Below are 26690 nucleotides of genomic sequence, written 5' to 3' on the forward strand. Positions count from 1 at the left end.
TTGAGTCCGTTCTTATGCGTCTTGGCTTAGCCTTCAATAAGCAGCGATTCCGGATCTTCAAGAAGCTCCTTCACCGTTACCAGGAAGCGGACGGCTTCGCTGCCGTCTACGATCCGGTGGTCATAAGACAGAGCGATGTACATCATCGGCCGGTTTTCCATCCGCTGCTCGTCCAAAGCGACAGGGCGCCATTGGATTTTGTGCATGCCGAGGATGCCGACCTGCGGCGTATTCAGGATCGGCGTCGACATCAGCGAGCCGAAAATACCGCCGTTCGTGATCGAGAACGTTCCGCCTTGCAGATCGGACAAGGCAAGCGAGTTTGTACGCGCTTTGCCTGCCAAATCGGCGATCGAACGTTCGATCTCGGCGAAGCCAAGACGATCCGCATCGCGGACGACCGGCACGACAAGGCCCTCCTTCGCCGATACGGCGATGCCGATGTCATAAAACTTCTTAACAAGCAGCTGGTCACCGTCGATTTCCGCGTTAAGCAGCGGGAATTTCTTCAAAGCGCCGACGACTGCCTTCGTAAAGAACGACATGAAGCCGAGGCCGATATCGTTCTTTTCCTGGAACGACTGCTTGCGGCGTTTGCGGATGTCGAGGATTTTCGTCATGTCGACTTCGTTAAACGTCGTCAGCATCGCAGCCGTCCGCTGCGCTTCTACGAGGCGGGTCGCGATCGTTTGACGGCGGCGCGACATGCGCACGACTTCGATCGGCTTGGCCGGATCGTCCAGCACCGTTCCACCCGAGGAACGGTTCGAAAAAACAGGCTCGATTTGCGGCTTGGCGGCTTGCGGCGCTGCTGCAGGCTCGCGGAACGCCGATACGTCGCTGCGGTTAATGCGGCCGTTCGGATCGACCGGGTTAACCCGCTGCAGATCAATTCCTTGTTCCCTTGCAAGCTTTCTAGCAGCAGGGGAAGCGACAAGCGCCCCTGCTTGTTCCGCGGCAGGAGCCGGTGCCGGTACGGCAACTGCTGCCGGTGCCGAAGCCGCCGGTGCTGCAGGAGCCGCAGCAGGAGCCGGCTCGGACGCGGCCGGTTGTCCGGAAACCGCGCCTTCGCGGATCGTTCCGATCACTTCGCCTACTTGCACGACATCGCCTTCCACTCTGCGAATTTCTTCGATGACGCCTGAACGATCGGCGTTTACTTCCAGATTGACTTTATCGGTTTCGAGCTCGACCAGCATATCGCCCTGGTTCACTTGGTCCCCGACCTTTACTACCCATTTCGCTATTGCGCCTTCTGTTATCGATTCGCCCATTTCGGGAACTTTGATGTCAGACATGAACAGGGCCTCCTTGACGTTCGTTTTGGAACAAGCTGCGATCCATCGCACCCGCCAGCAGCTGGCGTTGTTCGAAGGTGTGCACGGTCTGGTAACCGCTCGCCGTACTGGAGCGCTCCGGTCTGCCGACATAACGCACGATTACACGCTCAGGCGCCACATCGCGGATGCGCGGCTCCATAAAGCTCCATGCGCCCATATTGCGCGGCTCTTCCTGCATCCAGACGATTTCCTGCAGGTTCGGATAACGCGCGATGATGCTCCGGATCTCTTCGGCCGGGAACGGATACAACTGCTCGGTGCGGGCCACGTGCAGCCAGCTCCAGTCGGTTCCTTCGGCGCTTTGCAAAGCTTCCTCTAGATCGATGGCGACTTTGCCACAGCAGAGCACGAGCCGTTCGACCCGCTGCGGATGATCGCCGAGTCCCGGCTGCTCCAGCACCGGCTGGAACGAGCCCTCGACCAGATCTTTGCCGGGCGATACGACGCGCGGATTGCGGATCAGGCTTTTCGGCGCCATTACGATCAGCGGACGCGCTTCCTCCGTTTGTGTCGATGCTGCTTGCTTGCGCAGCAAATGGTAATATTGCGAAGCCCGGGTCATATTGACAACCGTCCAGTTTTCTTCGCCGGACAGCTGCAAATATCTTTCCAGACGGGCGCTCGAATGCTCCGGTCCTTGCCCTTCGTAGCCGTGCGGCAGCAGCATCGTTAGCGACGACTTTTGCCGCCATTTGCCGCGGCCCGCGGACAAAAATTGGTCGATGATGACTTGGCCGGCATTGGCGAAGTCGCCGTATTGCGCTTCCCAAATGACGAACGTTTCCGGTGCGAAAACGTTATACCCGTACTCGAAGCCGATTACCGAAGCTTCGGAAAGCGGACTGTTGTGAATCGCAAACGAAGCTTTCGCCTGCGGCAGCGCATGCAGCGGGCAGTACAGTTCCCCCGTCACCGTGTCGTGCAGGACGAGGTTGCGGTGCGCGAACGTACCGCGCTGGGAATCCTGGCCGCTGATCCGGATCGGCTGGCCGTCAGCCAAAATCGTGGCTAAGGCTAGCGTTTCAGCAAGCGCCCAGTCGACTTTCTCTCCATCGTTCAGGGCGTTTGCGCGGCGTTCCAAAATGCGCTGCAGCTTCGGATACGTGCGGAAGCCTTCCGGGCGCTTCAGCAGCTCGCTGTTGATGTCGCGCAGCGTCTCAATCGAAACCGGCGTCACCCCACGGGAAGTTTGCCCGTCTGCGGCATAGTCGGCTTGATTGCCGTTTCCTTTTTCGCCGCTGTTCAGCATTTCTTCGTAGGCGACCTGCATTTGCGCGATCACTTCGCGTTTCATCGCTTCCACCTGGTCTTCGCTGAGCACACCGTCTTGAGCGAGCTTCTTTCCGTATAGCGTAGCAGCCGTCGGATGATTGCGCACCGTTTCATAGATGAGCGGCTGCGTCGTTTCCGGATCGTCCGACTCGTTATGGCCGTATCTGCGGTAACCGATCAGATCGATCAGGAAATCTTTTTTGAACCGTTCGCGGAACTCGCATGCGATGCGGGCCGCAGCCACGCAAGCCTCGGGATCGTCCGCGTTGACGTGCACGATCGGAATCTCGAAACCTTTCGCCAGGTCGCTCGCATAATGAGTCGAACGGGAATCTTCGCTTTCGGTCGTGAAGCCGATCCGGTTGTTGACGATAATATGGATCGTACCGCCGTTCTTATAGCCCGGCAGACGCGTAAAGTTCAGTGTCTCGGCTACGATGCCTTCTCCGGCAAAAGCGGCGTCGCCGTGCATAATGACGGCAGCCGCAAGGCTCTCGTCCTGCACCGGGTTGCCTCGGCTGCTCCGGTCTTCCTGCGCAGCTCTCGTAAAGCCTTCGACAACCGGGTTGACATACTCGAGATGGCTTGGGTTGTTCGCGAGAGTAAGCCGAATTCGGCGGCCCTCTTCCTCTTCTACGGAACGATCCGCGCCCAGATGGTATTTAACGTCGCCCGTCCAGCCGTAGTTGATGCCCGTCGATCCTTCCGACGGAACCAGGTCGCGGTTGGGCGAATGATGGAATTCGGCAAAAATTTTCGAATACGGCTTGCCGAGCACATGCGCAAGCACATTAAGCCGGCCGCGGTGGGCCATGCCCATCAAAATATGTTTGCCGCCCTCTTTCGCAACCGAGCGGACGATTTCGTCCAGAACCGGAATAAGCGAATCGTTCCCTTCGACGGAAAATCGCTTCTGTCCGACGAATGTGCGATGCAGGAACGCTTCGAACTGCTCCGTCTGCACGAGACGGCGGAGAAGGTCCTCCTGCTCCTGCTTGTTCAGCTTATCGGATACCGGGGTGATCGCTTCCACCCGTTTGTTCAGCCAGTCGCGCTCGCGCTCCTCGTGAACGTGGCTGAATTCATAGGCAATCGATTGCGTATACGCTTGCCGAAGCTTTCGTACCGCATCCCAGCCGGTAACGGCGTCGCCGGAAGCATTTTCCCAGATGAGGGAGGCCGGAAGCCGTCTCAAATCTTCCTCGTCCAGCCCGTATGTTTCGGGCTCGAGCAGCCGCGTGTCGGAGTTCGGTCCGATTTGCAGCGGATCGATATTCGCGGCAAGATGGCCGTACGTGCGAATGTTCCATACGAGCTTGCCGGCCGCTACGGCCTTCTTCACCAGCTCCGGATTCATGCCCGCTTCGGCAGCGGGCGCGGACGAAGACGAGGATACGCCATCTTCCGATGATACTATATGGGGCGGCGCGCCCAAGCGTTCGAACAAGTCCCGGAAAGTCCGGTCCACGGATTCGGGGTCGGCCGCATAACGTTCATATTGTTCCTGCACATAACCAAGATTGGGGCCGTAGTAAGTGCGCCACAGCTTCTCCAAGTTCGAATCCCCAGTCTTCATTGAACTATAACCCCCTGAATGCTATTGGCGGAACGCCTCGCCGGATGCGAAGGACATACCACTAGTAAGACCAGTATAAGCGAAACAAATCATATTTTAAATAACTTAAAAAGCATTATATCGTTCTAATTTTGATATGAATCGCAAATGTCGGCATTTTGTCGCAATTGGAGTCCGGGGACGGAAAAAAATGGGGCAACATTAGCCGAATGATCTCCGGCTATTAGAGTGCCCCATTCCATTCGTTATGAAACTGCAACAAATAACTTTCCATGAACTTGTGCCGCTCTTCGGCAATCGCTCGGGCCGTTTCCGTATGGAGCAAGCCTTTCAGCTTGAGCAGCTTCTCGTAAAAATGATTGATTGCCGTCGTTTTGCCGCTGCGGTACTGCTCCTTCGTCATGAACTCGCGCGGCGGCAGCTCGGGATCGTGTATCGGATGCCCCTTCCAGCCGGCGTAAACGAACGTCCGCGCAATCGCGATCGCGCCGATCGCATCGAGCCGGTCCGCATCGCGAACGACCCGCCCTTCGAGCGTCCGCATCCCCTCCGCCCCTCCGCTATAGGACATCGTCGCTATAATCTCGACTACCTCGTCCTTCACTGCAGCATCGATCGGCTGCGAGTCCAGCCAGCCCTGCACCTTGGCTAGACCGATCGCTTTGCTCGGATTCAGCTTCTCGTCGGCAACGTCATGCAGCAGGGCGGCCAGCTCGCATATAAACGAATCCGCCTGCTCGGCCGCGCCTATCGTTCTCGCCATACGGACCACTCGTTCGATATGGGGCCAGTCGTGCCCGGATGCGTCGCCAGCGTGTACGGATTTGGCGAATTTCGCCGCCTGCTCCAGAATCTCGCTGTGTTTCATACCACCCTATCCCTTCACGCAAACGAAAAACGCTCGCTCTGTCTCAGCTGTCGGCGCTTTTCGGACGAAGTCGGCAAATAGATGCACCTGCGAAAAACCGGCCTGTTGCAGCAGCTGCTCCAGCCTGGATAGCGGATACGCCCGCTGTACGTGTCTCTCGTCAATTCGGATGTAACGCGGCATCTCGTCCTCGCCCGCATTTGCGACGGCGTCAGCTTGAGTCTGCTGCGGAAACCATTCCGCCTCGCGAACGAATATCGTCAGATCGTGCTCAATCTCGCATCGTTCTTCATCCAGATCGCTCGTCCAAATATAGGAGACGTCGTCGTCATTTAAGGTAAATGGCTGCATATCCGCATACGAGATGAGCTGTCCCTCCGTATGAACGTCGAATATAAAAGTGCCTCCGTCTTTCAAGCCCGCATACGTTTGCCGAAACAATAAAGCCAGATCTTCTTCCTCGGTCAAATAATTGATGCTGTCGCAGCAGGAAATGACCGAATCGACCGGCTCCGCAAGCTCCCACTCGCGCATATCCTGCTGCAGCCAGGTGACGGCTCCGCCGGGCGCAAACGGAAACAGCCGCTGCTGCTGCTCGGTCTTGTCTTGGGCAACGGCGAGCATATCGTCGGACAAATCGATGGCGAACACTTGCAAGCCCGATTGCGCGAGCGGGATCGAAATATTGCCCGTCCCGCAGCCGAGATCGGCAACCGTCTTCGGCTTGCCGTAGCTCTCCCAGCATCCGCGAATGAATCGGACCCATTGCGGATAAGGCATATCGTCCATCAGTCTGTCGTAGATGTACGCAAATTGTCCGTATGGCATAAAGACCCTCCCTTATGCCGGTTCCTGTTCACCGCCCGGCCCCGGTCTATTGAATATACCCCACAAAGTGAAGAGTAGGCTTCGAAGCTTATTCCAAATACTTTGCGGGGAGCCCCTAACCTTTTCAATTCTAATGATGTTCAAGAAAAAAGCCGCCCTCAGCGGCTTGAATACAATCGGTATAACCGCCTTATCCACATAGGCCGCTACAAGCAGCAACCGCACGGAGGCTTTACTCTTCCTTTTTCAAATGAGTCCAGCTGCCTTGCTGCGTCACCAGCCCGTCCTTCATCAGCTTGCCGACGGCACGTTTGAACGCGGCTTTGCTGATGCCGAATCTCGCGGTAATAATATCGGCCGACGTTTCGTCGGAGTACGGCATCGCCCCGTTCGGCCGCTCCCGTAAGAACGCCAAAATCCGGTCCGCGTCCTCCACTCGCCCGATCTGCTTCGGCTGGCGCGTCGACAGGTTGACGCGGCCGTCGTCGCGGACAAAAACGACGCGAACTTGAACCGTCTCCCCGAGTCGCAGCGGACGCGTCCGCTCCTTCTCATGGATCATGCCGATAGCGCCGAAGCCGAGCACCCCGCCGTCGCATACGACGAACGTTCCCATCTGCAGCGGCTTGTACACGATTGCATCCACATTGGTGTTTTTCCACGCTTCAGGCGCCCGGAATGAAAGGGCGGAAAGCTCGCGCTCCCCGGCCAGCTTCGCGGTCATCCGGCCCTGACGGTCATGCGCCAGCAGCACATACACGCGATCGCCCGGCTTCGGGTGCAGCTCCTTCGCTTCCGGCAATTCGGAGGCCGGCAGCAACAGTTGGCGTCCAAGTCCCATTTCCAGAAAGCAGCCGAACCTCGGATGAATGTCGGCTACCTCCAGCAGCTTCACTTCGCCGAGCTGAATGAGCGGCTTGCGCATCGTTGCGGTGATCCGGTCCTCCGTATCGTGGAACAGGAACACATCCACGTTGTCGCCGGGCTTGACGCTGCCGACAACCTCGCTGTAATGCAGCAGCACATCCCGCGTACCGTTCGTGAGAAAATAGCCGTTTGGCGGCACTTCCCGCGCGATTTGCAGCGTTACTATCGTGCCCGCATCCATTCTGTCTTCAGCAGACTTCATACAAGCTCAACCACTTTCGCATCGGACCAAAGCCGTTCGATGTTATAATATTCGCGTTCGTCGCGATGGAATATATGCACGACCACATCGCCCAAGTCGACAAGCACCCACCTCGCCGCATCAAAGCCTTCCAAACCGCGCAGCGGGACGTTGTGTTCGTTAGCCACCTTGCGAACCTCGTGGGCAATCGCTTGTACTTGCGTATCCGAGTTGCCGTGGCAAATCACAAAATAGTCGGCTACGAGCGATATGCCCTTCAAGTTCAGCACAACGAGATTATGCGCTTTTTTATCTTCGACGGCTTTCACGACTTCGTTCAAAAGATGATCCGGTGTTACTTTCATCAATAGTTTTCACCCCAAAAAGTGACGTTTTTCTTCGTAGCGTATTTTCGATTCTAACTTATTATTCCGCCGCACCGTCGCTTGGATTCGTGCGATTGAGCTCGTCGATCAGCGCGTTGCGTGCGGCCAGCGTCAGCGGGTACACTTTTTTTCCCTTATTCAACAGAAACTGGATCGTCGAATCAAAGCCGGCGACAAGCGCCCTCTCGAGGCTATGCTCGGCCATTTCGCGTATAGCATCCACACTGGGAAAATCGCGTCCCGGCTCGATGTAGTCGGCCAAACAGACGATCTTATCGAGCAGCGTCATCGCTTCCCGCCCCGAAGTGTGGTAACGGATTGCATCCAGCACTTCCGCATCCTTGATACCGTAACGCCGATTCACGATCTCCGCCGCCAGCGGTCCGTGAATAAGCTGCGGATCGTAGCGAAGCAGATCGGGCTCAAGGCCTGCCAACTCGTACTCGCTGCGCTGCTCGGCGATCGGCCAATATTTGCAATAGTCGTGCAGCAGCGCGGCCAGCTCCGCCCGGTCCGGGTCGGCTCCGAACCGCTTCGCCAGCTTGACCGCAGAGCTCATGACGCCGAGCGTATGCTCCCAGCGTCTCGTCGGCATCTGGCTTTTCGTCTCTTCCATCAAGAAATCACGATTCATACAGCCGATTCTCCTCGATATAAGCTAATACCGCATCCGGAACGAGATACTTGACCGATCTCCCCCGGGAGCGCATATCCCGGATCATCGTGGAGGAAATGTCGACCTGCGGCATCGGTATGGAGATCACGCTTGATCGAAGCTCGGCGGGAAGCGAACCGGTATCCGCCGAATAGCCCGGCCGGGCCAGACCGATAAAACGGACCATCGCCGCAAGCTCGTTAATGCGAACCCAATGCGGCAAGTACTGCACCATATCCGCTCCGATAATGTAATAAAAATCGCGATCGGGATACAGCTCCTTAAGCTCCTTCATCGTATCGACGGTATACGACGGTCCGTCGCGGTGAAGCTCGATCGGCTCCGCCCGGAAATAGCGGTTTCCCGCGATGGCGGCCTCCACCATGCCGAGCCGGTGACGGGCCGGCGCCTTCGGCGCGTTCGGCTTGTGCGGCGGCGTTCCTGCCGGCATAAACCAGACTTCGTCCAGCCCCGCTTCCTCCCTCGCCCGCTCCGCGGCCAGCAGATGGCCGGTATGAATCGGATCGAAGGTCCCTCCCATGATACCTGTCAACATGTCCCGACAACTCCTTAAGGGAGCTCTATCTTTTTGTTTTCCTTCGACTCCTTGTACAGCACGATCGTTTTGCCGATTCGCTGAACAAGCTCCGCGCCCGCCCTGGAAGACAAAGCCTCGGCTACCTCGTCGCTGTCCTCCAGGCAGTTGTTAAGAACGGATACTTTAATCAGCTCGCGCACTTCAAGCGCTTCTTGAATATGAGTAATCAAATGGTCATTAACCCCGCCCTTGCCGACTTGAAAAATCGGGTCCAGATGGTGCGCCTGCGACCGTAAAAAACGTTTTTGCTTCCCTGTCAACATATAGATCGTTCCCCTCAAAGCTCCAATTTTGCCGTTACGACTTGATTTCTCTTAAAATGCGGCCAGCACGGCTTCGCGCATCGCTTGCACCGGCGCCTCGCGCCCGGTCCAATATTCGAATGCATACGCCCCCTGGTATATAAACATGCCCAGACCGCCATGCGTTCTGGCGCCTCTCTCCTCGGCTTCACGAAGCAGCCGGGTGACGAGCGGATTGTATACGATGTCGCTGACGGTAAGTCCTTCGTGGAACCAGGACGTATCGATCAGCACCTCGTTCACGTTAGGATGCATGCCGACTTCCGTATTATGCACGATCAGATCGATGTCGCCTCTGATATCCTCGATTGCCTCGTAGCCCATACCTTCCGACTTCGTAAACGGACGAATCGATTCGGCGAGCTGCTCGGCTTTGGAAACGGTACGGTTGGCGATATAAACGGCGGCCGCCCCTTCCTTCGCCAGCGAATAGGCGACACCCCGCGCGGCCCCGCCGGCGCCGAGCATCAGCACCTTTTTGCCGGCCACATGAAAGCCCGCCTCTTCTCTCAAGGAACGAACATAGCCGATTCCATCGGTATTGCAACCGGTCAGCTTGCCGTCGTCGTTTACAATCGTATTGACCGCCCCGATCGCAAGCGCGTCCGGATGAATCTCGTCCAAGTAATCCATCACTTCCAGCTTATGCGGAATCGTGACGTTAACTCCGCGAAACTGCATCGCGCGAATGCCGGCAACCGCGTCCTTCAGCCGGCCCGGTTTAATATGAAACGCGGCATAAGCCGCATTTAGTCCAAGTTCGCGAAAGGCGCGGTTATGCATGATCGGCGACTTGGAATGCTTGATCGGATCGCCGAAGACGCCGTGCATCACCGTTCCCGTATTCATTACCCACTCGTTCATCCGCTGTTCTCCCCGTTCCCGTAAAACTATGGCAGCTTTCACCGGAAAGCGCCCTAAATCAGCGAGCTGCGCACTGCAACCTTGACGCCCTTGGGCGCATGGATGACGATTTGCGCTCCCGCATCGCTGTTAACGGCAATCCACCCCAAACCGGATATAAGCACCTCGCTCGAGCTTCCTTTCGGAATCCGGTAAGCATGCTTTACGAGCGGAGGCAGATCGCCGATCCGATCCGCTGTCGGCGGGGACAGCATCTCCCCTTTATGGGCCGCATACAGGTCGTCCGCATTGTCCAGCTTCGTGCGATGAATCGGCACTGCGTTCGAAACGTAACAGGTGAACGATTGCCGCTGGCCTTGAACGAAATCGAAACGGGCGAACGCACCGAAAAACAGCGTCTGTTTCTCGTTTAATTGAAACACCGACGGCTTGATCGGTTTGTCCGGCAGCACCGTCTTCAAATCCTGCTTATCGATAATCTCCGTCAGCCGGTGCGAATATACGATTCCAGGCGTATCGATCATATAACGGCCGTCATCCAGCGGAATTTGGACGAGATCGAGCGTCGTTCCCGGGAAGGGCGATGTCGTCAGTTCCGCTTCCAGATCGCTGTACTCGCGGATAATCCGGTTGATGAGCGTGGACTTGCCGACATTTGTCGCCCCGACTACATATACATCCCGGTCCCCGCGGTAGCTGGAGATCGCCTCGATGACGCGATCGAAGCCGATATTTTTTTTGGCGCTGCACAGCACGACCTCAGAGGTGCGTATGCCGTTTTCCTTGGCCTGCTTTTGCACCCAGTTCAAAATCCGGTTCACGTTGATCGCCTTCGGCAGCAGGTCGATTTTGTTCACGACGAGAATAACCGGATTTTGCCCGATAAACCGGTGAAGTCCGGCAATCAGGCTGCCCTCGAAGTCGAACAGATCGACGATATGAACGACCAAAGCCCGCTTCTCGCCGATCCCGCCCAATATTTTCAGAAAATCGTCCTGATTTGGCGTCACCGAGCTGATTTCATTGTAATTTTTGATGCGGAAACAGCGCTGGCACAGCACGGTCTCTTTCGTTAATGCTGCCGGGGGCGTGTACCCCAGCTTCTCCGGCGATTCCGTCTGAATCGCCACGCCGCAGCCGGCGCATTTGGTTGCAGTTTCGTTCGTCATTGCCGCGTGTCCTCCCACTCCATCCATCCTTTGCGCTTCATCCAGGACAACGCCACTTTCTCGATACGCCGGTTCACCTTCGTAAAAAAACCTTCGTCGCGAAGCTCGATCGGGCTTACCAGTATCGTAAACAACCCGAGCCGGTTGCCTCCGAGCACATCGGTCAGCATCTGGTCGCCGATCATAACCGTTTGCCCCGGAGGAAGCGACATCATCTCCATCGCCCGGCGAAACGCCGAATTCCCGGGCTTCTTCGCCCGGAATATGTAAGGAATCGAGAGCGGATCGGAAAACCGCGAGACGCGGACCCTGTTGTTGTTGGAGACGATCACGACCTGAAAGCCGATCGCCTTCAGCCGTTTGAGCCAGTCCAGCAGCTCCGGCGTCGCGTCGGGCCGCTTCGCGCCGACCAGCGTATTGTCCAGATCGGTAATAATACCTCGAATCCCGCTGTTCCATAATGCTAACACGTCGATTTCATAAATCGATCGGACGCTTTTTTGTGGAATTAATTTTTTTATCAAATGCCACTCAAGCTCCTTTATATCCTCATATATACGACAAACTATACCATAGAAGTGCACCCCCTGCAAAAGGGATTCGCAAGCCGTGCTGGGCAAGGCGGCCCGCTCGCAGCCGATTCATGGCTATATCGATTTTTTCCGTTGCTTCGCCGCAGCGATTCGGCTTACAGTTTACATCGTAGAAACGAACGACATCCTAACCACATACGGAGGTGGCACGAATGAACAAATACGGAGATTTGCTGTTCAAGGATACGGCGGGTTATTACTCGCTGTATCGGCCGGTATATCCGGCTGCGCTCGTACGTTTTCTCGTTAGCCGGTTTCGTCTGGACGGTTCGGGGCGGCTGCTCGATATCGGCTGCGGCACCGGGCGGCTCACGCTTCGCTTCGCCGACTGGTTCGAAGAGCTGCACGGCCTTGACGCGGAACCGGAAATGATCGCCGAGGCGGAGAGGCTGACCCTCGAGACTAGAATCAGTAATGCCAACTGGACTACCGGATTTGCTCCTCATTTTCCAAACGGCTGGCGGAGCGATTATTTTCGCCTCGTTCTGATGGCATTGTCGTTTCATTGGATGGATCGGGATCAAACGCTCGAGACGTTATACCCTCTAGTCTGCGAAGGTGGAGGCATTGCGATCATCGACAATTACGACCCCGACCGGAAGATGCTGCCGTGGGAGGAAACGGTCCAGTGCGTCATTCGAAAATGGCTCGGCGAGCAGCGAAGAGCCGGAAACTCGACCTATTCCCATCCCGAACATTCCCATGGGACGATTGTCGAGCGGTCGCGGTTCCGCGTGGAACGCCATCGTCTGCCCCCTTACACCGTGCAATGGGACATGCGTTCGCTGATCGGCTATTTGTATTCGACCTCTTACGCTTCTCCCCGGCTGTTCGGCGGGCGAACGAAAGAGTTCGAGGCGGATTTGACCGAAGCTTTGCTAACGATCGAGCCGTCGGGCATTTTCGCCAAATCGACGTCGCTTTCGGTTATTCTGGCGCTGAAAAATTGATTTCCCGGGCGGCGGCAAGCGCTCGAAACAGCCCGCTGCATAACCGGTCAGCACAAGAAAGACCTCAGCCTCCACATATCGGTGGATGCCGAGGTCTTTTGCTACCGCCCTACATCGATTCCTTGAGCTTGGAAACGGTCCGCGTAAATTGCACCAGCTCTTCATCCGTAATCGGTGAATCGCTGTATTTGGCTTTCTCGAATACGAACAGCAGCGATTCGAGATCCTTTTGCAGCCATTTGTCCTTTTTCATCCAGCGCTGGGCCGCTTCTCTCGCCGTTTCGGACTCGGAGCGGGCATAGCCTTTACGTCTCGCGTACTTCAGCAGCCTCTCGAACTCAAGAACCGCCCTTTGATTTGCATCGAGCTGGCGTCCGATGGGAACGAAGAAGCGAAGCTTGCGCAGGCTGCTCCGGTTAAGCCACAGGAACACAACCAGAATGGCGGCCGCTACGGCGCCGGAACCCCAGCCGATGGCCCGCGTCGTTCCGACGCTTTCCAGCAGCGGCGCGGGAGTTTCGTCGGTCACCGACGGCAGCGTCCCCAGATCGACTACTTCTTGCGGCGTAATCGTCGGCAGCGCGAAGCCGGCCGTTGGCTCGAACGGAATCCAGCCGTAACCCGGGAAATAAATTTCCACCCATGAATGCGCATCCGAATTGCGTACCGTATAGTCGCCGGCGCCGTCCGGATCGATCAGGTCTTCGGGGAAGTTCATCATCTCTTCGGTGAGCGCGTTAACCCCCGGCGTGTACCCCTTCACCCAGCGCGACGGAATGCCGATCGCCCGGGCCATAACCGCAAGCGCGGTCGAGTAATAATCGCAATACCCTTCCTTGATCTCGAACAGGAAGCGGTCGACGAAGTCGCGGCTCCTGCCCTTGCTCAAATCGGGCGTATTCGTATACGGATACGCGGTGGACAAATATCGCTCCAGCAACTTAACCTTGTCATACATATTCGTCCCTGCCGCCGATTCCTTCAAGGCGAGCTCCCTTACCCGGCTCGGCAGCGTTTCCGGCACGAACAAATATTCTTCGAGCCCCGCGCGCGTCGGCAGCTCGGCCGGAATTTGGCGCAGTTCCGCCTCGTCGATAACCGGCACCTTGGATGTCACCGAGTACGACTGCGGATACGCCTGCCGGCCGGTCCCGTTCCAGCGAAGCTCGCTAAGCCGGGGGGCCCACAGCAGCGGGCTGAGGTTTGCCGCCGAGCCGCCTACCGCCATGCTCTGCACCTTATCGATCGAATAAGCACCGAACAATACGGGATAGTCCTGGCTCGCTTCGCCGAGCACCGTAATCGTCTGCGTAACGTCAACCGTCTTCCCCAGCGTCGGTGCGAGCCTCGGGTCCTGCGGCAGGGAGGCGTCGGCCGTCACCGGAACGAGCTGCGCCTTCCGCTCCACATCGCTCGGAAGCCAGCCTTTGCCGGTGTAGAGCGCCCGTGTTTCCCCCCGCCAGTAGCTGCGGTGCGAAGTCGAGATCGACATGACCGGCGTGTAGTCAAACGAAAATTCGCCGCCGAGCGTCGAATCGTTGCGGCTGTACCCGGACGAGGAATCGCCGCCGAGTACGGAACTCGTGCCGAACCCTTTATTGAAAAATGTAACTTGTTCGCCGCGGAAATTTTTCCACATCGTATACGGGTCGGTCAACAAAGCGCGCACATCGGGCGCCAGGGTGCCCAAAAAGACAACAAGCGAAACGAGAAATACGATCGGCATCGAAACGCTGAGCGGATAATCGGAGAAATTCGACCATCCGACCGGATTTCTGCGCTTGAGACCGGCAAAATGGCAAACGATCAGCAGAAACAAGCCGCAAAAAATGACGATGGCCGCCTGCTGCCACAGGACGAGAAAGCTGAACGAATCGCGGAAGGAGAACGCCGCGACCGAGATGACGAGCGCTACGACGATCCGCCACTTGGCCTTCATCCACCAGAACACGCCGAGCGCTACGAGCCACGCCCCCAGAGCAAACCAGATGAACGGGGACAGCTGCATGAAATTGTCGTGAAGCAGTGCATACACGTCTTGCCAGAAGGCGCTCCATTCCTTGATCGAGTGAAACGAGCGGCCCGCCGGCGTATAATCCAGCACCGCGCCGACTACGAATAATAAGCCGACAAGCTGGAGCAGTCTCCTCAGCGCCGGGTGCAGCCGGGGGAACAGTTCCATGAAGAAAACGACGAGAAGGGTCAGCTTCACGATGGTTACCGTCTCCGGCAGCCACACATGATCCTCCTTGGCAATCCATATGACGAACTGGAGCAGGAACACGCCGGTTAAGATGGCGGTCAGTCTTTCATGCCAGTCCTGGAGCAGCAATCGCCGCCATACGCTTTCCTTCATACGGACCGACCTCCCAGCGCAAGCGCAAGCTCATCGAGAGAGGCGACGGCATAACCCATCGTGCCCGTCGTCTGCATCTGCCGCTTCCAGCGTTCCTGATCGGCGGCCGGCACGCCGCTCGATACCCACATATGGCAAGGGTTCATCTGCCGTTGCTCGATCCACGCAAGCGATTGCGTCATCGTCTCCCCGTGATCGGGCGAGATGATCGTGAAGAACACTCCGGGCATGAACAAACGCGCCCGGTCCCGGAGCACATCCATCAGCGTATGCGTACCGTCCGGCTCGACGTCGATCAGATGGTTGTAGATGACCTTCTGATGATTCGCGCTGAATCTCGGCTCGAAATATTTGGAGTCCTTGCCTACAGAGAGCAGTCCGAGCGCCAGATCGCGCCTCCCGCCGTAATCGATCAGCGAGGCGGCGATCGAAACCGCCAGCTCGAAATGCTCCTTGCTGCGGTAAGCCTTTATGTTGCGATCGAGCAAAATGATCGTTTTCGGCAGCGATTCCCGCTCGAATTCCTTGGACTTCCACGTGCCGGTTTTGGCCGTTGCGTTCCAATGAATCCGCGACAACCGGTCGCCGTAAATGTATTCGCGGACGCCGTTGATTTGCGTCGTTTCCCGGTGGGAGCGGGTCGTTGCGGAATGGTGGTGCATCCCCCGGAACAGCTGGTGCAGCTGCTTCCATTCGCGGATATGCACCTTCTGCGGAAGCACGCCGAACGAATAGGGCATCTGAAGCAGTCCTTTATGCCGGAACAAGCCGAATATATCCTCCGTCGAGCAGTCCGTCTCGCCGAATTCGTAGAAGCCCCGGCGCAGCGGCGGCGTCCGGTACGATACTTCGCCGCGTCTTTTCCAGTCGGGGATCAGGAACGTCTCGAACATATGCTCTTCCCCGCCCCGTCTGATGAGCCGGTCTTTGACCGATACGTAAGGCACCGGCCAAAAGCCGGGTATGTGTACATGAATCTGGACGGCGAGCGACGTCCCCGCTTCTACGACGGCTTCGTGCTCGCTGCCGAGCAGCGTACGGCCGCCCTGCGTTTTCGTGATGCCGCTCCAGCGGCTAAGCGCCAAATACAGGCAAAGCACGGCTACGATAATAAATACCATGAATGCGAGCTTGCCGCCCTGGAACAGCAGGAACAGGAAGCTGACCGCGAATAATAAAGCGATTCCCCAGAAGCGGGCCGAATATCTGGATACAATCCCCATCGTTTTGCTCACCCCGTTTCCGCGTCCGTTACTTCTCGAGTCGGACCGGCACGCGCACCTGGCTGAAAATGGACTGGAACACCGAATCGACCGTTAATCCGTCGATCCTCGCTTCGGAATGCAAAATAATCCGATGGCCGAGCACATACGGCGCCAAATATTTGATATCGTCCGGTATGACGTAATCGCGTTCACGCAAGTAGGCGAACGCTTTGGCCGCCTGCATCAGCGCGATCGTCGCGCGCGGGCTCGCCCCCAGAAATACCGACTGATGCTCCCTCGTTTTACGCGTAATCGACACGACATAGTCGGCCACCGCCTCGTCCATGTGCACCTCCCGGACGCGATGCTGCATATCGGTGAGCCGCTCCACGTCCGCAATCGGCTCAAGCCGATCGACCGGATGGCCATCCGTCTGCGAGAACAGCATTTTCTTCTCGGTATCGTGCTCCGGGTAGCCGAGGCTGAATTTCATCATAAAACGATCGAGCTGGGCTTCGGGGAGCACATACGTGCCTTCGAAGTCGATCGGATTTTGCGTCGCCAGCAGCAGAAACGGCGTCGGCAGCGGATAACATTCGCCATCGACGGTCACATGCCGCTCCTCCATCGCCTCAAGCAGCGCGGATTGCGTCTTCGTCGTTGCCCGGTTGATTTCGTCGGCAAGCAAAATATGGGTCATAACCGGACCCGGTCGGAATAAGAACGTTTCTTGTTTCGGATGATAAATCGCTACTCCCGTAATGTCGGTAGGCAGCAAATCCGGATTGCACTGAATACGGCGGAACTGGCCTTGAACGGACTTGGCAAGCGCTTTGATGAGCACCGTTTTCCCGGTTCCCGGCACGTCCTCTAGCAATACGTGCCCGCCGGCTAGCGCTGCGGTCAAGAGCAGCTCGACCTCGGCCGTTTTTCCTAATATGCAGGATTCCAAATTGGCTTTCAACTGCTTCAAAATGGACAAATCTTCGCTAAATCGTGCATCCATCCTTTTCCTGCTCCTCTCTATGGGCCGTAGTCCTCTCCGGTATTCCAACAAACAAAGTGATTGCCGGTACTTCTATTCTACAGGAAGTAAAAAAACGCGTATAGCCCTCACCGTCAGAAAAAAGTGTCCGGCTGTTATAGAAAACGGGGCGTTTCGACATTCGGTTCGATGATCGCGCATAAACATGTATACGCTTGCAGGACAAAAAGGTTTCAATCTCCTGGACAAGTTATTTTTTCCAAATCCGCCAAAAGAAAAAAGAAGGGGCGCGCCATACGATGCGCGTGCCCCTTCTTCCGCATGAGTCCCCAGTCGTATATTTACTTCCGCATAACTTGAATCGACTTGACGTTCGAATGGCCGACCACAATATCTTTGGAGTCGAGCACCTTCACTTGCAGCTGGCACGTTCCCGATCGGAGTAGTTCGCCCGGCAGCTTCGCGGTTAATTCCCCGTTCGGCCCCCGATTCGTTTCAACCGGCTTGCCGTTTGCGTATACTTTGGCCAGCGCAGGGAAATTTTTCCCCGCAATCGTAATTTCCGCTTCCCCGCCGGCTTTTACAGAATCCGGCGAAACCTGGTCGATCACCATCGGACCGAAGCCGAGGAAATAGTTCGGGTTGACGATCGGCTGCTCCATCTCCCCGTAAGCATGCTGATCCCCGAACATAATATCGTACTGCAGCAATTCGTATTGCTTCCATACGTCGTCCGCCCGCTTCATGTCGAACGAGTAGGGCGGAACGGTCGGGGAGCGTCTGGACAGTTGTCGCAAAAAGTCGGTGTAATACGATCCCGGAACGTTCGCTTTCTCGAGTACGTAAGACCCAAGGAACGAAGGGCTCAGATTGATCGTCTCCTTCGTCTGCGGCAAGTAGTTGCTCCATACGACAACCGGGGTACGGTATATTTTGTTCGCAAAGTCCGGATCGTTATCCCCGCTGATCCACTTCGTGTCCTTGTACGCCTTGTACTCGTCTCCGAGGTACGGCAAATGGTCGCCGAAAAACACGACGATCGTCGGCTCCTCCGATGTTTCGTAGTGCTCGACGAGCGTCCGCAGCATTTTGTCCGCATCGTTGGCGCCCTTCGCATACGTTTCCAGCATCCCCTTCGTATCGATCGGAATATCCCCTTCGACCGTGAACGGATTCTCCTCGAACTTGCCGGGGTAATAGTGGAAATGATTTTCCATCGTATTGGCGAAGACGAAATCCCGCTCCTTCGTCCTGCCCGTCTGCTGAATGATCAGCTTCGCGACTTCGTTGTCGGCGATATACGGCCCCTCGTACACCGGATCGAAAAATTCCAGCGGGATATACTGGGCGAAGCCGAAATTTTGATACACTTTATCGGCGTTGAAGTACCAGCGGTGAAACGGGCTGATCGCCGTCGAGTAGTAGCCGGATCTAGCCGTAATGCTCGCCAGCGAATCGATCTCGTGCGTCACATACTGGTTGTATGGGATCGTACCCTGCGGCAAAAAGCGCATCGAGTTTCCGGTCAGCACTTCGAACTCCACGTTGGCGGTCCCGCCTCCGAACTGCGGGGAGAGCAGCGTCCCTGTCGCCGTTTTCTGCTGAAGCTCATGCAGGAAGGGCATCGGATCGCTGTTGAATTTGACCGTGCCGAGCTGCGTTGGGTCCCAGAGCGATTCGCTGAGCACTACGATGATGTTCGGCTTAACGCCTTCCGTAACGCCGCCCCCTCCGATCGGAGTAACATTGCTGACGATGGCCGCGATCGACTCTTGATTGTAGTTTTCCAGCTCGTCGATGCCCATGTAGTCGATATTGAGTATCGTGGCAAGCAGCCAGCCGTTAATGTCCACGTTCGCCGACTGGTCGTACATAATCGCATTGATGCCGAAAGCGCTTTTAATTGGAAAAGGCTTGTCAGTATAAAGCACGGCGATCAGCGCGGCCGCTGCGGCGGCAAACGCGATCCGTTCCTTCCAGCGGACGACCTTGATCAGATGATCGGTTTTGTACAGCAGCAGCCAACTGACAAACGTAAATACGATCACGTCCAGAAACAGCTGCATCGTAAAAATATTTTTCAAATATTCCACCATGCCGCTCGCTTCGCCGGTTAACACGAAGTCCCAGGGCAGCAGCGGAATGCCGAGCATCTTGGACTTGACGCCCGTAATAAGCGCGAACACGAAGCCGATGGCGGAGACGATCCAGAAGCTCAGTCTGGGCCGGCCTGTAAGCGCGACCAGTGTAAGCAGCACGCCAAAGATGATGGCTCCGTTCAAAAGCAATGCCGGAATATGGAGCACGGACCAAACTACCGCGTCCCATGTTCGATTCCGGCTGAGAGCCTCCATGAACAGCACAAGCCAGCCGGATAACAGGATCATCATATACCGGTCTTTCAAATAACCGCCCGCGGCCTTGATCCAATTCCCCATTTTAATCGATCTCCCAGTCTCTCTCTCTATTGTGAGTCAAAAAACTTGTAACCGGCAACTAAACAATGAAAACATTATATCACGAGAAGAAACGGCCTTACAAAATTATAATATTGGTATAATACCGCATTCCGCCAAAACGTAAGATAACCCCACAAAGTGGAGCCTAAGCTCCGAAGTTTATTCAAATACTTTGCGGGGAGCCCCGAAAAAAAACCGGAAAACTTAGCCGGCCCGGTTGCATGTCCGACTCGTTTTCCGGTGCTTCAGCCTTTCGGCTTGACGAATGTCGCCGCAAGGAACGAAAAAATGATCGCCGCCGATATGCCGGCGCTTGTCACCTCGAAAATCCCTGTAATGATCCCGATCCAGCCGTGCAGCTTGTACTCCGACAAAGCCCCGTGGACGAGCGCATTGCCGAAGCTCGTAATCGGCACCGTAGCTCCCGCTCCGGCGAACTCGATGAACCGGTCGTACAAGCTTTTATCTCCGATGATAATGCCGTCCACGATCGCGCCGAGAACGACAAGCGTACTCATCGTATGCGCCGGGGTCAGTTTGCCGATATCCATCAGCAATTGGCCGATGACGCAGATCGCCCCGCCTATTACGAACGCCCATACAAATTGCATCAAATGATCCATGGGTCAGCCGCCCCTTCCGCTATCGATCGCTACGGCGTGCGCGATACAAGGTATGCTCTCCCCTTGCTGGAACGTGAGCGGGGACAGCAGAGCGCCAGTAGCTACAACTAGAATCCGGTTCAAGTCGCCGGCGCGCATCCGTTTCAGCAAATGCCCGTACGTGACGACGGCGGAGCAAGCGCAGCCGCTGCCCCCCGACTGCACGTTTTGCTTATTCACGTCGTATACCATCAGGCCGCAGTCGTAGTAGTTCGTCTGGCCGATCGGCACCCGATGCTTCTCGAACAGCTCGAGGGCAATCGAATAGCCGACTGTCGCCAAGTCGCCGGTGACGATCATATCGTAATGGCCAGGTTCGATCGCGAGATCGCGTAAGTGCGCCTGAATCGTGTCAACGGCGGCAGGAGCCATTGCCGCTCCCATATTAAACGGGTCCTTGATTCCCATATCTACGACCCGGCCGATCGTAGCCGACGTCACCCTCGGTCCCTCTCCAGAAGCCCCGAGAACGGCCGCACCGGAGCCGGTTACCGTATACTGCGCCGTAGGCGGCTTCTGCGAGCCGTATTCGGTCGGGTAACGGAACTGCTTCTCGACCGTACAGTTATGGCTGGCCGTCGCCGCCATCGCATGCTTCGCGTACCCGGAGCTGACGATCATCGAAGCGATCGCGAGGCTTTCCATCGACGTCGAACAGGCACCGAATACGCCCAAATAAGGCATCGTCAGCGTTCTTGCGGCGAATGTGGCGCTAACGATCTGATTGAGCAAATCGCCGGCCACGAAACACTGGATATCGCCGTTTTGCAGCTTCGCGTTTTCGACGGCCAGCTTGGTCGATTCCTCCAGCAGCTTGCGCTCCGCCTTCTCCCAGCTGTCTTCATACAGCATCAATTCGCCGTGTACGATATCGAAATCTTTCGCCAGCGGCCCTTCCCCCTCGTCGGGTCCGACTACCGTCGCGGTAGACAAAATGACCGGCGGCTGCGGAAACGACCACGTTTGATGTCCGGTCAGCATCGTCAGCGCCCCCCTAAATTCAGCAGCATATGAATGATGCCGATAATAAACGCCGCCACCGTTCCGAACACGATGACCGAGCCGGCCAGCTTGAACATATTGCCCCCCGTTCCGAGCACGAGCCCTTCGCTGCGATGCTCGATCGCGGCCGAGCACATCGAGTTGGCGAAGCCGGTTACCGGTACGGCCGTGCCCGCGCCGGCCCACTGGGCCATTTTGTCGTACAGGCCGAGACTGGTCAGCACGACCGAGATGAAGATGAGAACGGCAACGGTCGGACTACCCGCCGTTTTTTCGGTAAAGCCGAACCAGTGAATGAACATTTCGCTGATCAGCTGGCCGATCGTGCAGATCGCTCCGCCGGTCACAAACGCCAGCAAACAGTTTCGGGCGACCGGACGCGGCGGCTCTTTCTTTTTCGCCAGCTCCTGATATTCCTGCTGAACCGGAGTCAGCTTCTTTTTTTTCTGCGCGGCCATTGTAGCCATGTGCGTTCCGCTCCTTTGTATATCCGTTTCGGCGGCAAACTATCTGGTCAAATAAGGCTCGACCTGCTTCACGATGCTTTTGAGCGTTTTGACGGACCGCTCGTAGGAGTGTTTGGCCTTCGCATCGTCCGTCGCAAGCGAGAACAACTCCAGATCGGCTTCGCATTTGCGCAGCGTGGCCCACAACACCGCGCGCTCGCTAGGCATCGGCGTTTTGATCTGATCGTCATACAGATCCACAGTTAGCTCCCCGTATCCGTCCACTTGAGCCAAGTAGACGTTCTCCTGTGCCACGCCGAGCTTGTCCAGTTCCGCTGCGAGCCACCCTCGGCTCAGGCCGGCCGTTGCCAGAGGCTCGTCCATAATTTCCCCATCCATAATAACGGTCTGGGGCTCCTGCTCGTTCGGCATTTTGAGCCCGAGACTTTTTGGCGTAAGCGGCTGATTTTCCTGAGTCAGCATAACGCTCACTTTGCCGTCCGTCTCCAGCACGGCGAATTCGACATCGGCAAACCGGAACGCATTTTTTTTGCGCAGCTCCTCCAGCAGCTCGTCCGACGTAAACATCGCCTTTTTCAAATTGTCCTCCAGCACTTTGCCGTCCTTGATCAGTACCGTACCTTCCCCGTCGAACCATTTGCGAACATGCTTGCTCTTCATCGAGAGCCATTCGAATGCCAGCGGAATAAGCGTCCATACAAGCATCGCGGCTACCCCGTGCATGAAATGCCCTTCAATTTCCAAAGAGATGAAGCCCGCGACCTCGCCAATCGTAATTCCGACAATGTAATGGAAAAAGTTGAGCTGCGACAGCTGCTTTTTGCCAAGCAGCCGGGTCATCAGGAACAGCACCGCGAGAGCGGCGACGGACCGGACCACGACTTGCATCCAAATCGGCATTGTTTCTTCACCGGATCTTTCTTTCTAAAATGTAAGGATCGTCAGCACGATCGACAACGTTAGTATGGGTTAAAGAAACGGCTGCTTTTCATGTCAATTATTTACAGAAATGAGTGGCGGGAAATGGGGAATAGTAGAGCTTAGAAAGGGAGGTGAAATGAACATGACTGTCGCATCCCAAGTGAAAACTTGCCTCGCCTCCTTGAAGAGCGCGCAGGCGAGCCTGGAGTCCTTTGCGCTTAACACGCAAAACCAGGAGGCTAAAAACGTATTCGAGACTTGCGCGCAAACGACTCAACAAGTCGTCGATCAAATCAGCTCCCGCGTGACGCAGCTGGAAAATGAAGAACCCCAGTATAAAGGGTTTTAATCCAAAACAAACGCACAAAAACAGCCGCCCCGATTCGTCCTCAGCGACGAGATTCGGGCGGCTGTTTGGCTTGAACTTCACTTCATCACAGCACGATGAGCACAATTACAAGTAAAATGAATAAAACAAGTATGAGTACGTTCCGGGACATGGAACCGACTCCTATCCTAAGCGATTTAGATTAGATTCGATAGGATCAGTATATGCCGGCAAAACCGGAACGTACTGGGCTGCCGCCGGGCTTTAAACGCCCGCATGCGCAAGCTGGCTCTCCCAGCTTGGCAGCGGCATGCAGCGGGCGGACATAATCGCTTCCAGCGCGCGGAAAGAAGCGGTCTCCATATGCATCGCTTCCATCCTTCGCCTCATGGCCGCAAGGCGGTCCCCCCGTTCGAGCAGACCCAGCACCGCGCCAAGCAGCTGCTTTTCGTCCGTTGCGCGAACGGCAAGACCCGCCTCCGTCAAAAATTCGGCGTTATCTTCCTCCTGACCTGGCAGCGGTCGATACAGCACCATCGGCAGACGCATCGCGATCGCCTCCGTCGTCGTCAGCCCGCCGGGTTTGGTCACGACGAGATCGGATGCAGCCATATACTGCTCCATGTTCCGGACAAATCCGGTCAAGCGTACGTCATGGCCGGGCGCCTCGCAGTCAAGCCGTTCGCTCAGTTTTCGGCGCAGCTTCTCGTTATGCCCGCATATGACGACCACTTGAACGCGATCCGACTTGGCCGACTCCATCATCAGCCGGACGGCATCCTCATGCATCATGCCGTAGCCGCCCCCCATCAGCAGCAGCACCGGCTTGTGCGGATCGAGGCCCAGCTTCTGTCGGAGCGCCGGACGGTCCGTCTGGAACGCGCCGGTACTAAACGGAGGCCGGATCGGAATACCCGTTACCTCGATCCGTCCTGCTGCGATGCCCGAGCGGATCAGTCCCCGCCGCACCTTCTCCGAGCCGACGACATACAAATCCGTGCCGGGATGAACCCAATAGCTGTGATCCGTATGGTCGGTTATAACCGTGACCGCGGGTATATCGGTCATGCCCGCCTGCTTCAGCGCCGATATGGCGGCGGCTGCTAGTGGAAACGTGCAAACTACGACGCTCGGACGGACATCCTCCAGCAGACGGGCGATGCGCCGCAGCCCATACCAGCGAAGCCGGCTGCTCATGGCCGACAGCGTCGTTCCTTTTTTCGTATGGCGAAACAAATAGCCGTAGACGGACGGGAATTTTTGCACCCCTTGATGAAAAACGGCTTTGCTGATACCGTGCAGCCGCGGCAGCGTCCATTCCATAAAGTCCACAATAACCGGCTCCATGTTCGGCCGGGTCAGCCTGCATGTTTCGAGCAGCGCCTGCGCCGCTTGCTTGTGTCCTTCCCCGTACGGTCCCGACAAAATTAATATTTTTCCATTCACTTTTTAGCACCGCCCTATTCCAAAGCTTATGGCTCTATCATACCGTCAAGGTCGGAGACGCCGAAACGGACCGCCGCCGTATACGTACCCGTACCAAAGTCCAGTAAACGGGCTGGTCCCGTTCTCCTCGAGCTTACACCGCAGCAGGTGCGGATCGAAGAACGTGAGCTTATCCGTATCTCTACCGAAAGTATACAGATGACGGCAACATTTTTATGCCCGCAAATTAAGAACCTTTTTCATAGACGACTATGCTATAATGAGTCACAACTTAAGCTGTAGGGGAGGATTATTGTGGATATCGGCACAACTTCCGAGCAGGATGTTTTTACGGAAGAGCTTCGCATCCTGAAAGCAGCGAAATCGGATGTGGCCGCCCGGAAACAGCCGGACCCCGGACAGTACGGGCAGCTTGTAGACCATTACGAGAAACTGCTCAAAACGACGATGAAGCTGTCCCGCATCAGCGATATTCAAGGCCGGACACTCAAGGAGCGCGAACAGGAGCTGAAATCGGCCCATGCCGAACTGCAGCATATGGAGCTGCTTCGCAGACAGCTGATCTCCGATATTTCCCACGAGCTGCGCACGCCGATTACGTCGGTGCAGGGTTATGTAAAAGCGTTTCTGGATCAAGTCATCGAGCCCGGCGAAGCCTACTTGTCGATGCTGTATCAAAAACTGCTGACGATCGATCAGCTCATCACCGATCTGTTCCAGCTTTCCACCTTGATGGCGAACCGACATCCCCTTCACTTTCATCCGGTGCCGGTAGGTCCTTGGTATAACGGGCTGCAAACCCGTTTTGAGCTGGAAGCCGCCGGAAAAGGCATCCGGATCGAATTTCAGCCGCTCCGTAACGAAACCGGACATATGAGCCCGCAGGAACAGAAGCTGCGGATCGATCAGGCCAAGATCGATCAGGTGGTGACGAATTTGCTGGACAACGCAGTCAAATTTACGCCGAGCGGCGGTGCGGTTCGCCTGCACGGGCTGTTGTCGGAGCGGCCGCCGGAAGCCACCGTACTTAGCCGGACGGAAACGGCATCAGACGCGCTGCGCTGGTTTACGCTGTTCGTCGAAGATACGGGCGAAGGAATCGATCCAATCGATATGCCCTACCTTTTCGAACGTTTTTTTCGCGCCGGCGATGTGGCCAAGCGCGGCGTATCCGGCGCGGGGCTCGGACTTGCGATCTCGAAGGAGATCGTCTTTCGCCACGGCGGCCAGATCGGTGTGGACAGCGAGCCCGGACAAGGGAGCCGCTTTCAGTTCTCTCTCCCGCTCCATGACGGGGAGCCTCTACTTGACGTTCCGCAGGTACCAAATCGGTGATCTAGTACTAGAAATAGTATATGCTGTACCTATGCGTCTTTTTTCCTGCAAATACCTTTAAAGGAGGAATTGTATTGAAACACGACCTGCTTTCCGTTCAAAACATGATGCGGGATAACGGGATTCTGATCAGCTTCGCCGGACGTTTGTCCCAAAACCTGATCGAAGAATACGGAGCCGCCGTCAAATCTTATTTGGAAACCGAAGAACGCCCGCAAAATGAAGTATATCATATTTTTTCCATTTTTATAGAACAAACCCAAAACATTAAAAATTACTGTTCCACTAAGGAAAATAGCCGTTTCTGCGATACGATCGCCCACTCGAGCATCGTTACGATTGGCAAAACCGACAGCGGCCATTTCATCTGCTCCGGAAACGTCGTGGAGCAAGCCGACTTAGAAGCGCTGACGGTGCAGATCGATGCGCTCATCGCCATGGACAAGCCCGCCCTGAAACAGCTGTATAAGGAAAAACTTCGCGGGTCGAACAGTACGGACAGCGCCGGTCTCGGGCTGATCGACATCGCCCGGAAAACGCGCGAGCCGCTCGCCTACTCGATTTCCGAGCTTGACGCGAATTTATCCTTCTTCACACTGAGAGCGATCGTATAGGAGTGAATCAGATGCAACCATATTACATCGAGGGAACGAAAAGCTCTCCAGCCGTCGCTTTCGACCCTGTCCGGAACCGTCTGGCGCTGAACGGCCAATCGTATCCGGAAAATCCGTTCAAATTTTACGAGCCGATACTCGAATGGCTGACCGCCTACCTCGCCGAGCTGCCCGAAGACGCCGAGGCGGTGGCGGAGTTTCAGATCCCTTATATGAACACAAGCAGCACGAAATGCCTTCTGATGCTGCTCGACAAGCTCGAGGCCGCCTATTTGCAGGGCAAACGGGTATCCGTCCTGTGGACGTACAACCGGGATAACGAAAGCGAATACGAATGTGCGGAGGAGCTCAAGGAAGACCTGAGCCTGCCGTTCCATATTATAGCCAAAGAGGATCGGTAA

General features: G+C 56.2%; 26 protein-coding genes. 5 read left to right on the top strand and 21 right to left on the bottom strand.

Annotation, left to right across the window (positions count from 1 at the left end; translation table 11 throughout):
* Nucleotides 1–26 precede the first annotated feature (26 nt).
* The 12 genes from odhB to D7M11_RS22055 all read right to left on the bottom strand — a co-directional run bounded on the left by odhB (nucleotide 27) and on the right by D7M11_RS22055 (nucleotide 11490).
* Nucleotides 27–1298 (bottom strand): 2-oxoglutarate dehydrogenase complex dihydrolipoyllysine-residue succinyltransferase, encoded by a 1272-nt coding sequence (gene odhB, locus D7M11_RS21995; protein ID WP_120749415.1) that lies wholly within the window; start codon nucleotides 1296–1298, stop codon nucleotides 27–29.
* On the bottom strand, nucleotides 1291–4188 hold the full coding sequence (locus tag D7M11_RS22000) for a 2-oxoglutarate dehydrogenase E1 component (protein WP_120749416.1): 2898 nt from the start codon (nucleotides 4186–4188) through the stop codon (nucleotides 1291–1293). Before D7M11_RS22000 ends, odhB begins: the two co-directional genes overlap by 8 nt.
* Before the next feature lie 223 nt (nucleotides 4189–4411).
* Nucleotides 4412–5056, bottom strand: a complete 645-nt coding sequence (locus D7M11_RS22005; RefSeq protein WP_120749417.1) for an HD domain-containing protein — start codon at nucleotides 5054–5056, stop codon at nucleotides 4412–4414.
* 6 nt (nucleotides 5057–5062) lie between these two features.
* Nucleotides 5063–5884 carry a class I SAM-dependent DNA methyltransferase gene (locus tag D7M11_RS22010; protein WP_120749418.1) on the bottom strand — a complete coding sequence of 274 codons (822 nt, stop codon included), beginning with the start codon at nucleotides 5882–5884 and terminating at the stop codon, nucleotides 5063–5065.
* 232 nt (nucleotides 5885–6116) lie between these two features.
* Nucleotides 6117–7013 (bottom strand): CvfB family protein, encoded by an 897-nt coding sequence (locus D7M11_RS22020; RefSeq protein ID WP_120749420.1) that lies wholly within the window; start codon nucleotides 7011–7013, stop codon nucleotides 6117–6119.
* Nucleotides 7010–7357, bottom strand: a complete 348-nt coding sequence (gene rsfS, locus D7M11_RS22025; RefSeq protein ID WP_120749421.1) for a ribosome silencing factor — start codon at nucleotides 7355–7357, stop codon at nucleotides 7010–7012. The genes D7M11_RS22020 and rsfS overlap by 4 nt, the downstream gene beginning before the upstream one ends.
* 61 nt (nucleotides 7358–7418) lie before the next feature.
* Nucleotides 7419–8012: a bis(5'-nucleosyl)-tetraphosphatase (symmetrical) YqeK gene (yqeK, locus tag D7M11_RS22030; RefSeq protein WP_120749422.1), complete on the bottom strand. Its 594-nt coding sequence runs from the start codon at nucleotides 8010–8012 to the stop codon at nucleotides 7419–7421.
* The gene (locus D7M11_RS22035; protein ID WP_120749423.1) at nucleotides 8002–8589 is read right to left on the bottom strand and encodes a nicotinate-nucleotide adenylyltransferase; all 588 of its coding nucleotides are present in this window, start codon (nucleotides 8587–8589) and stop codon (nucleotides 8002–8004) included. Before D7M11_RS22035 ends, yqeK begins: the two co-directional genes overlap by 11 nt.
* A gap of 14 nt (nucleotides 8590–8603) precedes the next feature.
* Complete coding sequence (gene yhbY, locus D7M11_RS22040; RefSeq protein ID WP_120749424.1) at nucleotides 8604–8894, bottom strand: ribosome assembly RNA-binding protein YhbY; 291 nt, start codon at nucleotides 8892–8894, stop codon at nucleotides 8604–8606.
* 51 nt (nucleotides 8895–8945) lie between these two features.
* Nucleotides 8946–9797: a shikimate dehydrogenase gene (gene aroE / locus D7M11_RS22045; RefSeq protein ID WP_120749425.1), complete on the bottom strand. Its 852-nt coding sequence runs from the start codon at nucleotides 9795–9797 to the stop codon at nucleotides 8946–8948.
* Nucleotides 9798–9850: 53 nt separating this feature from the next.
* A complete protein-coding gene (gene yqeH, locus D7M11_RS22050) occupies nucleotides 9851–10966 on the bottom strand; it encodes a ribosome biogenesis GTPase YqeH (protein WP_120749426.1) in 1116 nt (371 codons plus the stop codon).
* Entirely contained in the window at nucleotides 10963–11490 is a 528-nt protein-coding gene (locus D7M11_RS22055; RefSeq protein WP_120749427.1) for a YqeG family HAD IIIA-type phosphatase, read from the bottom strand. The genes yqeH and D7M11_RS22055 overlap by 4 nt, the downstream gene beginning before the upstream one ends.
* A gap of 221 nt (nucleotides 11491–11711) precedes the next feature.
* Between D7M11_RS22055 and D7M11_RS22060 the strand changes: the two genes are divergently transcribed.
* Nucleotides 11712–12509, top strand: coding sequence for a class I SAM-dependent methyltransferase (locus tag D7M11_RS22060; protein ID WP_120749428.1), 798 nt, complete (start codon nucleotides 11712–11714; stop codon nucleotides 12507–12509).
* Nucleotides 12510–12618: 109 nt separating this feature from the next.
* Here the strand turns inward: D7M11_RS22060 and D7M11_RS22065 are convergent, their stop codons facing one another.
* From D7M11_RS22065 to D7M11_RS22100, 8 genes are all read right to left on the bottom strand, one after another.
* The gene (locus tag D7M11_RS22065; protein ID WP_120749429.1) at nucleotides 12619–14865 is read right to left on the bottom strand and encodes a transglutaminase TgpA family protein; all 2247 of its coding nucleotides are present in this window, start codon (nucleotides 14863–14865) and stop codon (nucleotides 12619–12621) included.
* Entirely contained in the window at nucleotides 14862–16100 is a 1239-nt protein-coding gene (locus D7M11_RS22070; protein WP_240041244.1) for a DUF58 domain-containing protein, read from the bottom strand. The genes D7M11_RS22065 and D7M11_RS22070 overlap by 4 nt, the downstream gene beginning before the upstream one ends.
* Nucleotides 16101–16116: 16 nt before the next feature.
* Entirely contained in the window at nucleotides 16117–17076 is a 960-nt protein-coding gene (locus D7M11_RS22075) for an AAA family ATPase (RefSeq protein WP_120749431.1), read from the bottom strand.
* A 320-nt stretch (nucleotides 17077–17396) separates the two neighbouring features.
* Entirely contained in the window at nucleotides 17397–19493 is a 2097-nt protein-coding gene (locus D7M11_RS22080) for an LTA synthase family protein (protein WP_240041245.1), read from the bottom strand.
* 266 nt (nucleotides 19494–19759) lie between these two features.
* Entirely contained in the window at nucleotides 19760–20125 is a 366-nt protein-coding gene (gene spoVAE / locus D7M11_RS22085) for a stage V sporulation protein AE (RefSeq protein WP_120749459.1), read from the bottom strand.
* Nucleotides 20126–20140: 15 nt separating this feature from the next.
* Nucleotides 20141–21157 carry a stage V sporulation protein AD gene (gene spoVAD, locus D7M11_RS22090; protein ID WP_120749432.1) on the bottom strand — a complete coding sequence of 339 codons (1017 nt, stop codon included), beginning with the start codon at nucleotides 21155–21157 and terminating at the stop codon, nucleotides 20141–20143.
* Nucleotides 21158–21159: 2 nt separating this feature from the next.
* Nucleotides 21160–21636 carry a stage V sporulation protein AC gene (gene spoVAC / locus D7M11_RS22095; RefSeq protein WP_120749460.1) on the bottom strand — a complete coding sequence of 159 codons (477 nt, stop codon included), beginning with the start codon at nucleotides 21634–21636 and terminating at the stop codon, nucleotides 21160–21162.
* 48 nt (nucleotides 21637–21684) lie between these two features.
* Nucleotides 21685–22545 (bottom strand): DUF421 domain-containing protein, encoded by an 861-nt coding sequence (locus D7M11_RS22100; RefSeq protein WP_120749433.1) that lies wholly within the window; start codon nucleotides 22543–22545, stop codon nucleotides 21685–21687.
* Nucleotides 22546–22708: 163 nt separating this feature from the next.
* On the opposite strand from D7M11_RS22100, the gene D7M11_RS22105 reads away from it, so the two are divergent.
* On the top strand, nucleotides 22709–22915 hold the full coding sequence (locus D7M11_RS22105; protein ID WP_120749434.1) for a DUF1657 domain-containing protein: 207 nt from the start codon (nucleotides 22709–22711) through the stop codon (nucleotides 22913–22915).
* A 243-nt stretch (nucleotides 22916–23158) separates the two neighbouring features.
* Here the strand turns inward: D7M11_RS22105 and D7M11_RS22110 are convergent, their stop codons facing one another.
* Nucleotides 23159–24340, bottom strand: a complete 1182-nt coding sequence (locus D7M11_RS22110) for an MGDG synthase family glycosyltransferase (RefSeq protein ID WP_120749435.1) — start codon at nucleotides 24338–24340, stop codon at nucleotides 23159–23161.
* A 294-nt stretch (nucleotides 24341–24634) separates the two neighbouring features.
* Here D7M11_RS22110 and D7M11_RS22115 point away from each other — a divergent pair, with 294 nt between their 5' ends.
* The 3 genes from D7M11_RS22115 to D7M11_RS22125 all read left to right on the top strand — a co-directional run bounded on the left by D7M11_RS22115 (nucleotide 24635) and on the right by D7M11_RS22125 (nucleotide 26690).
* Nucleotides 24635–25675, top strand: a complete 1041-nt coding sequence (locus D7M11_RS22115) for a sensor histidine kinase (RefSeq protein ID WP_120749436.1) — start codon at nucleotides 24635–24637, stop codon at nucleotides 25673–25675.
* 74 nt (nucleotides 25676–25749) lie between these two features.
* Nucleotides 25750–26289: a SiaB family protein kinase gene (locus tag D7M11_RS22120; RefSeq protein ID WP_205127101.1), complete on the top strand. Its 540-nt coding sequence runs from the start codon at nucleotides 25750–25752 to the stop codon at nucleotides 26287–26289.
* Between the two features lie 11 nt (nucleotides 26290–26300).
* Nucleotides 26301–26690 carry a DUF1987 domain-containing protein gene (locus tag D7M11_RS22125; RefSeq protein ID WP_120749437.1) on the top strand — a complete coding sequence of 130 codons (390 nt, stop codon included), beginning with the start codon at nucleotides 26301–26303 and terminating at the stop codon, nucleotides 26688–26690.

Source organism: Paenibacillus ginsengarvi (assembly GCF_003626695.1).
Classification (GTDB): Bacteria; Bacillota; Bacilli; order Paenibacillales; family NBRC-103111; genus Paenibacillus_AB; species Paenibacillus_AB ginsengarvi.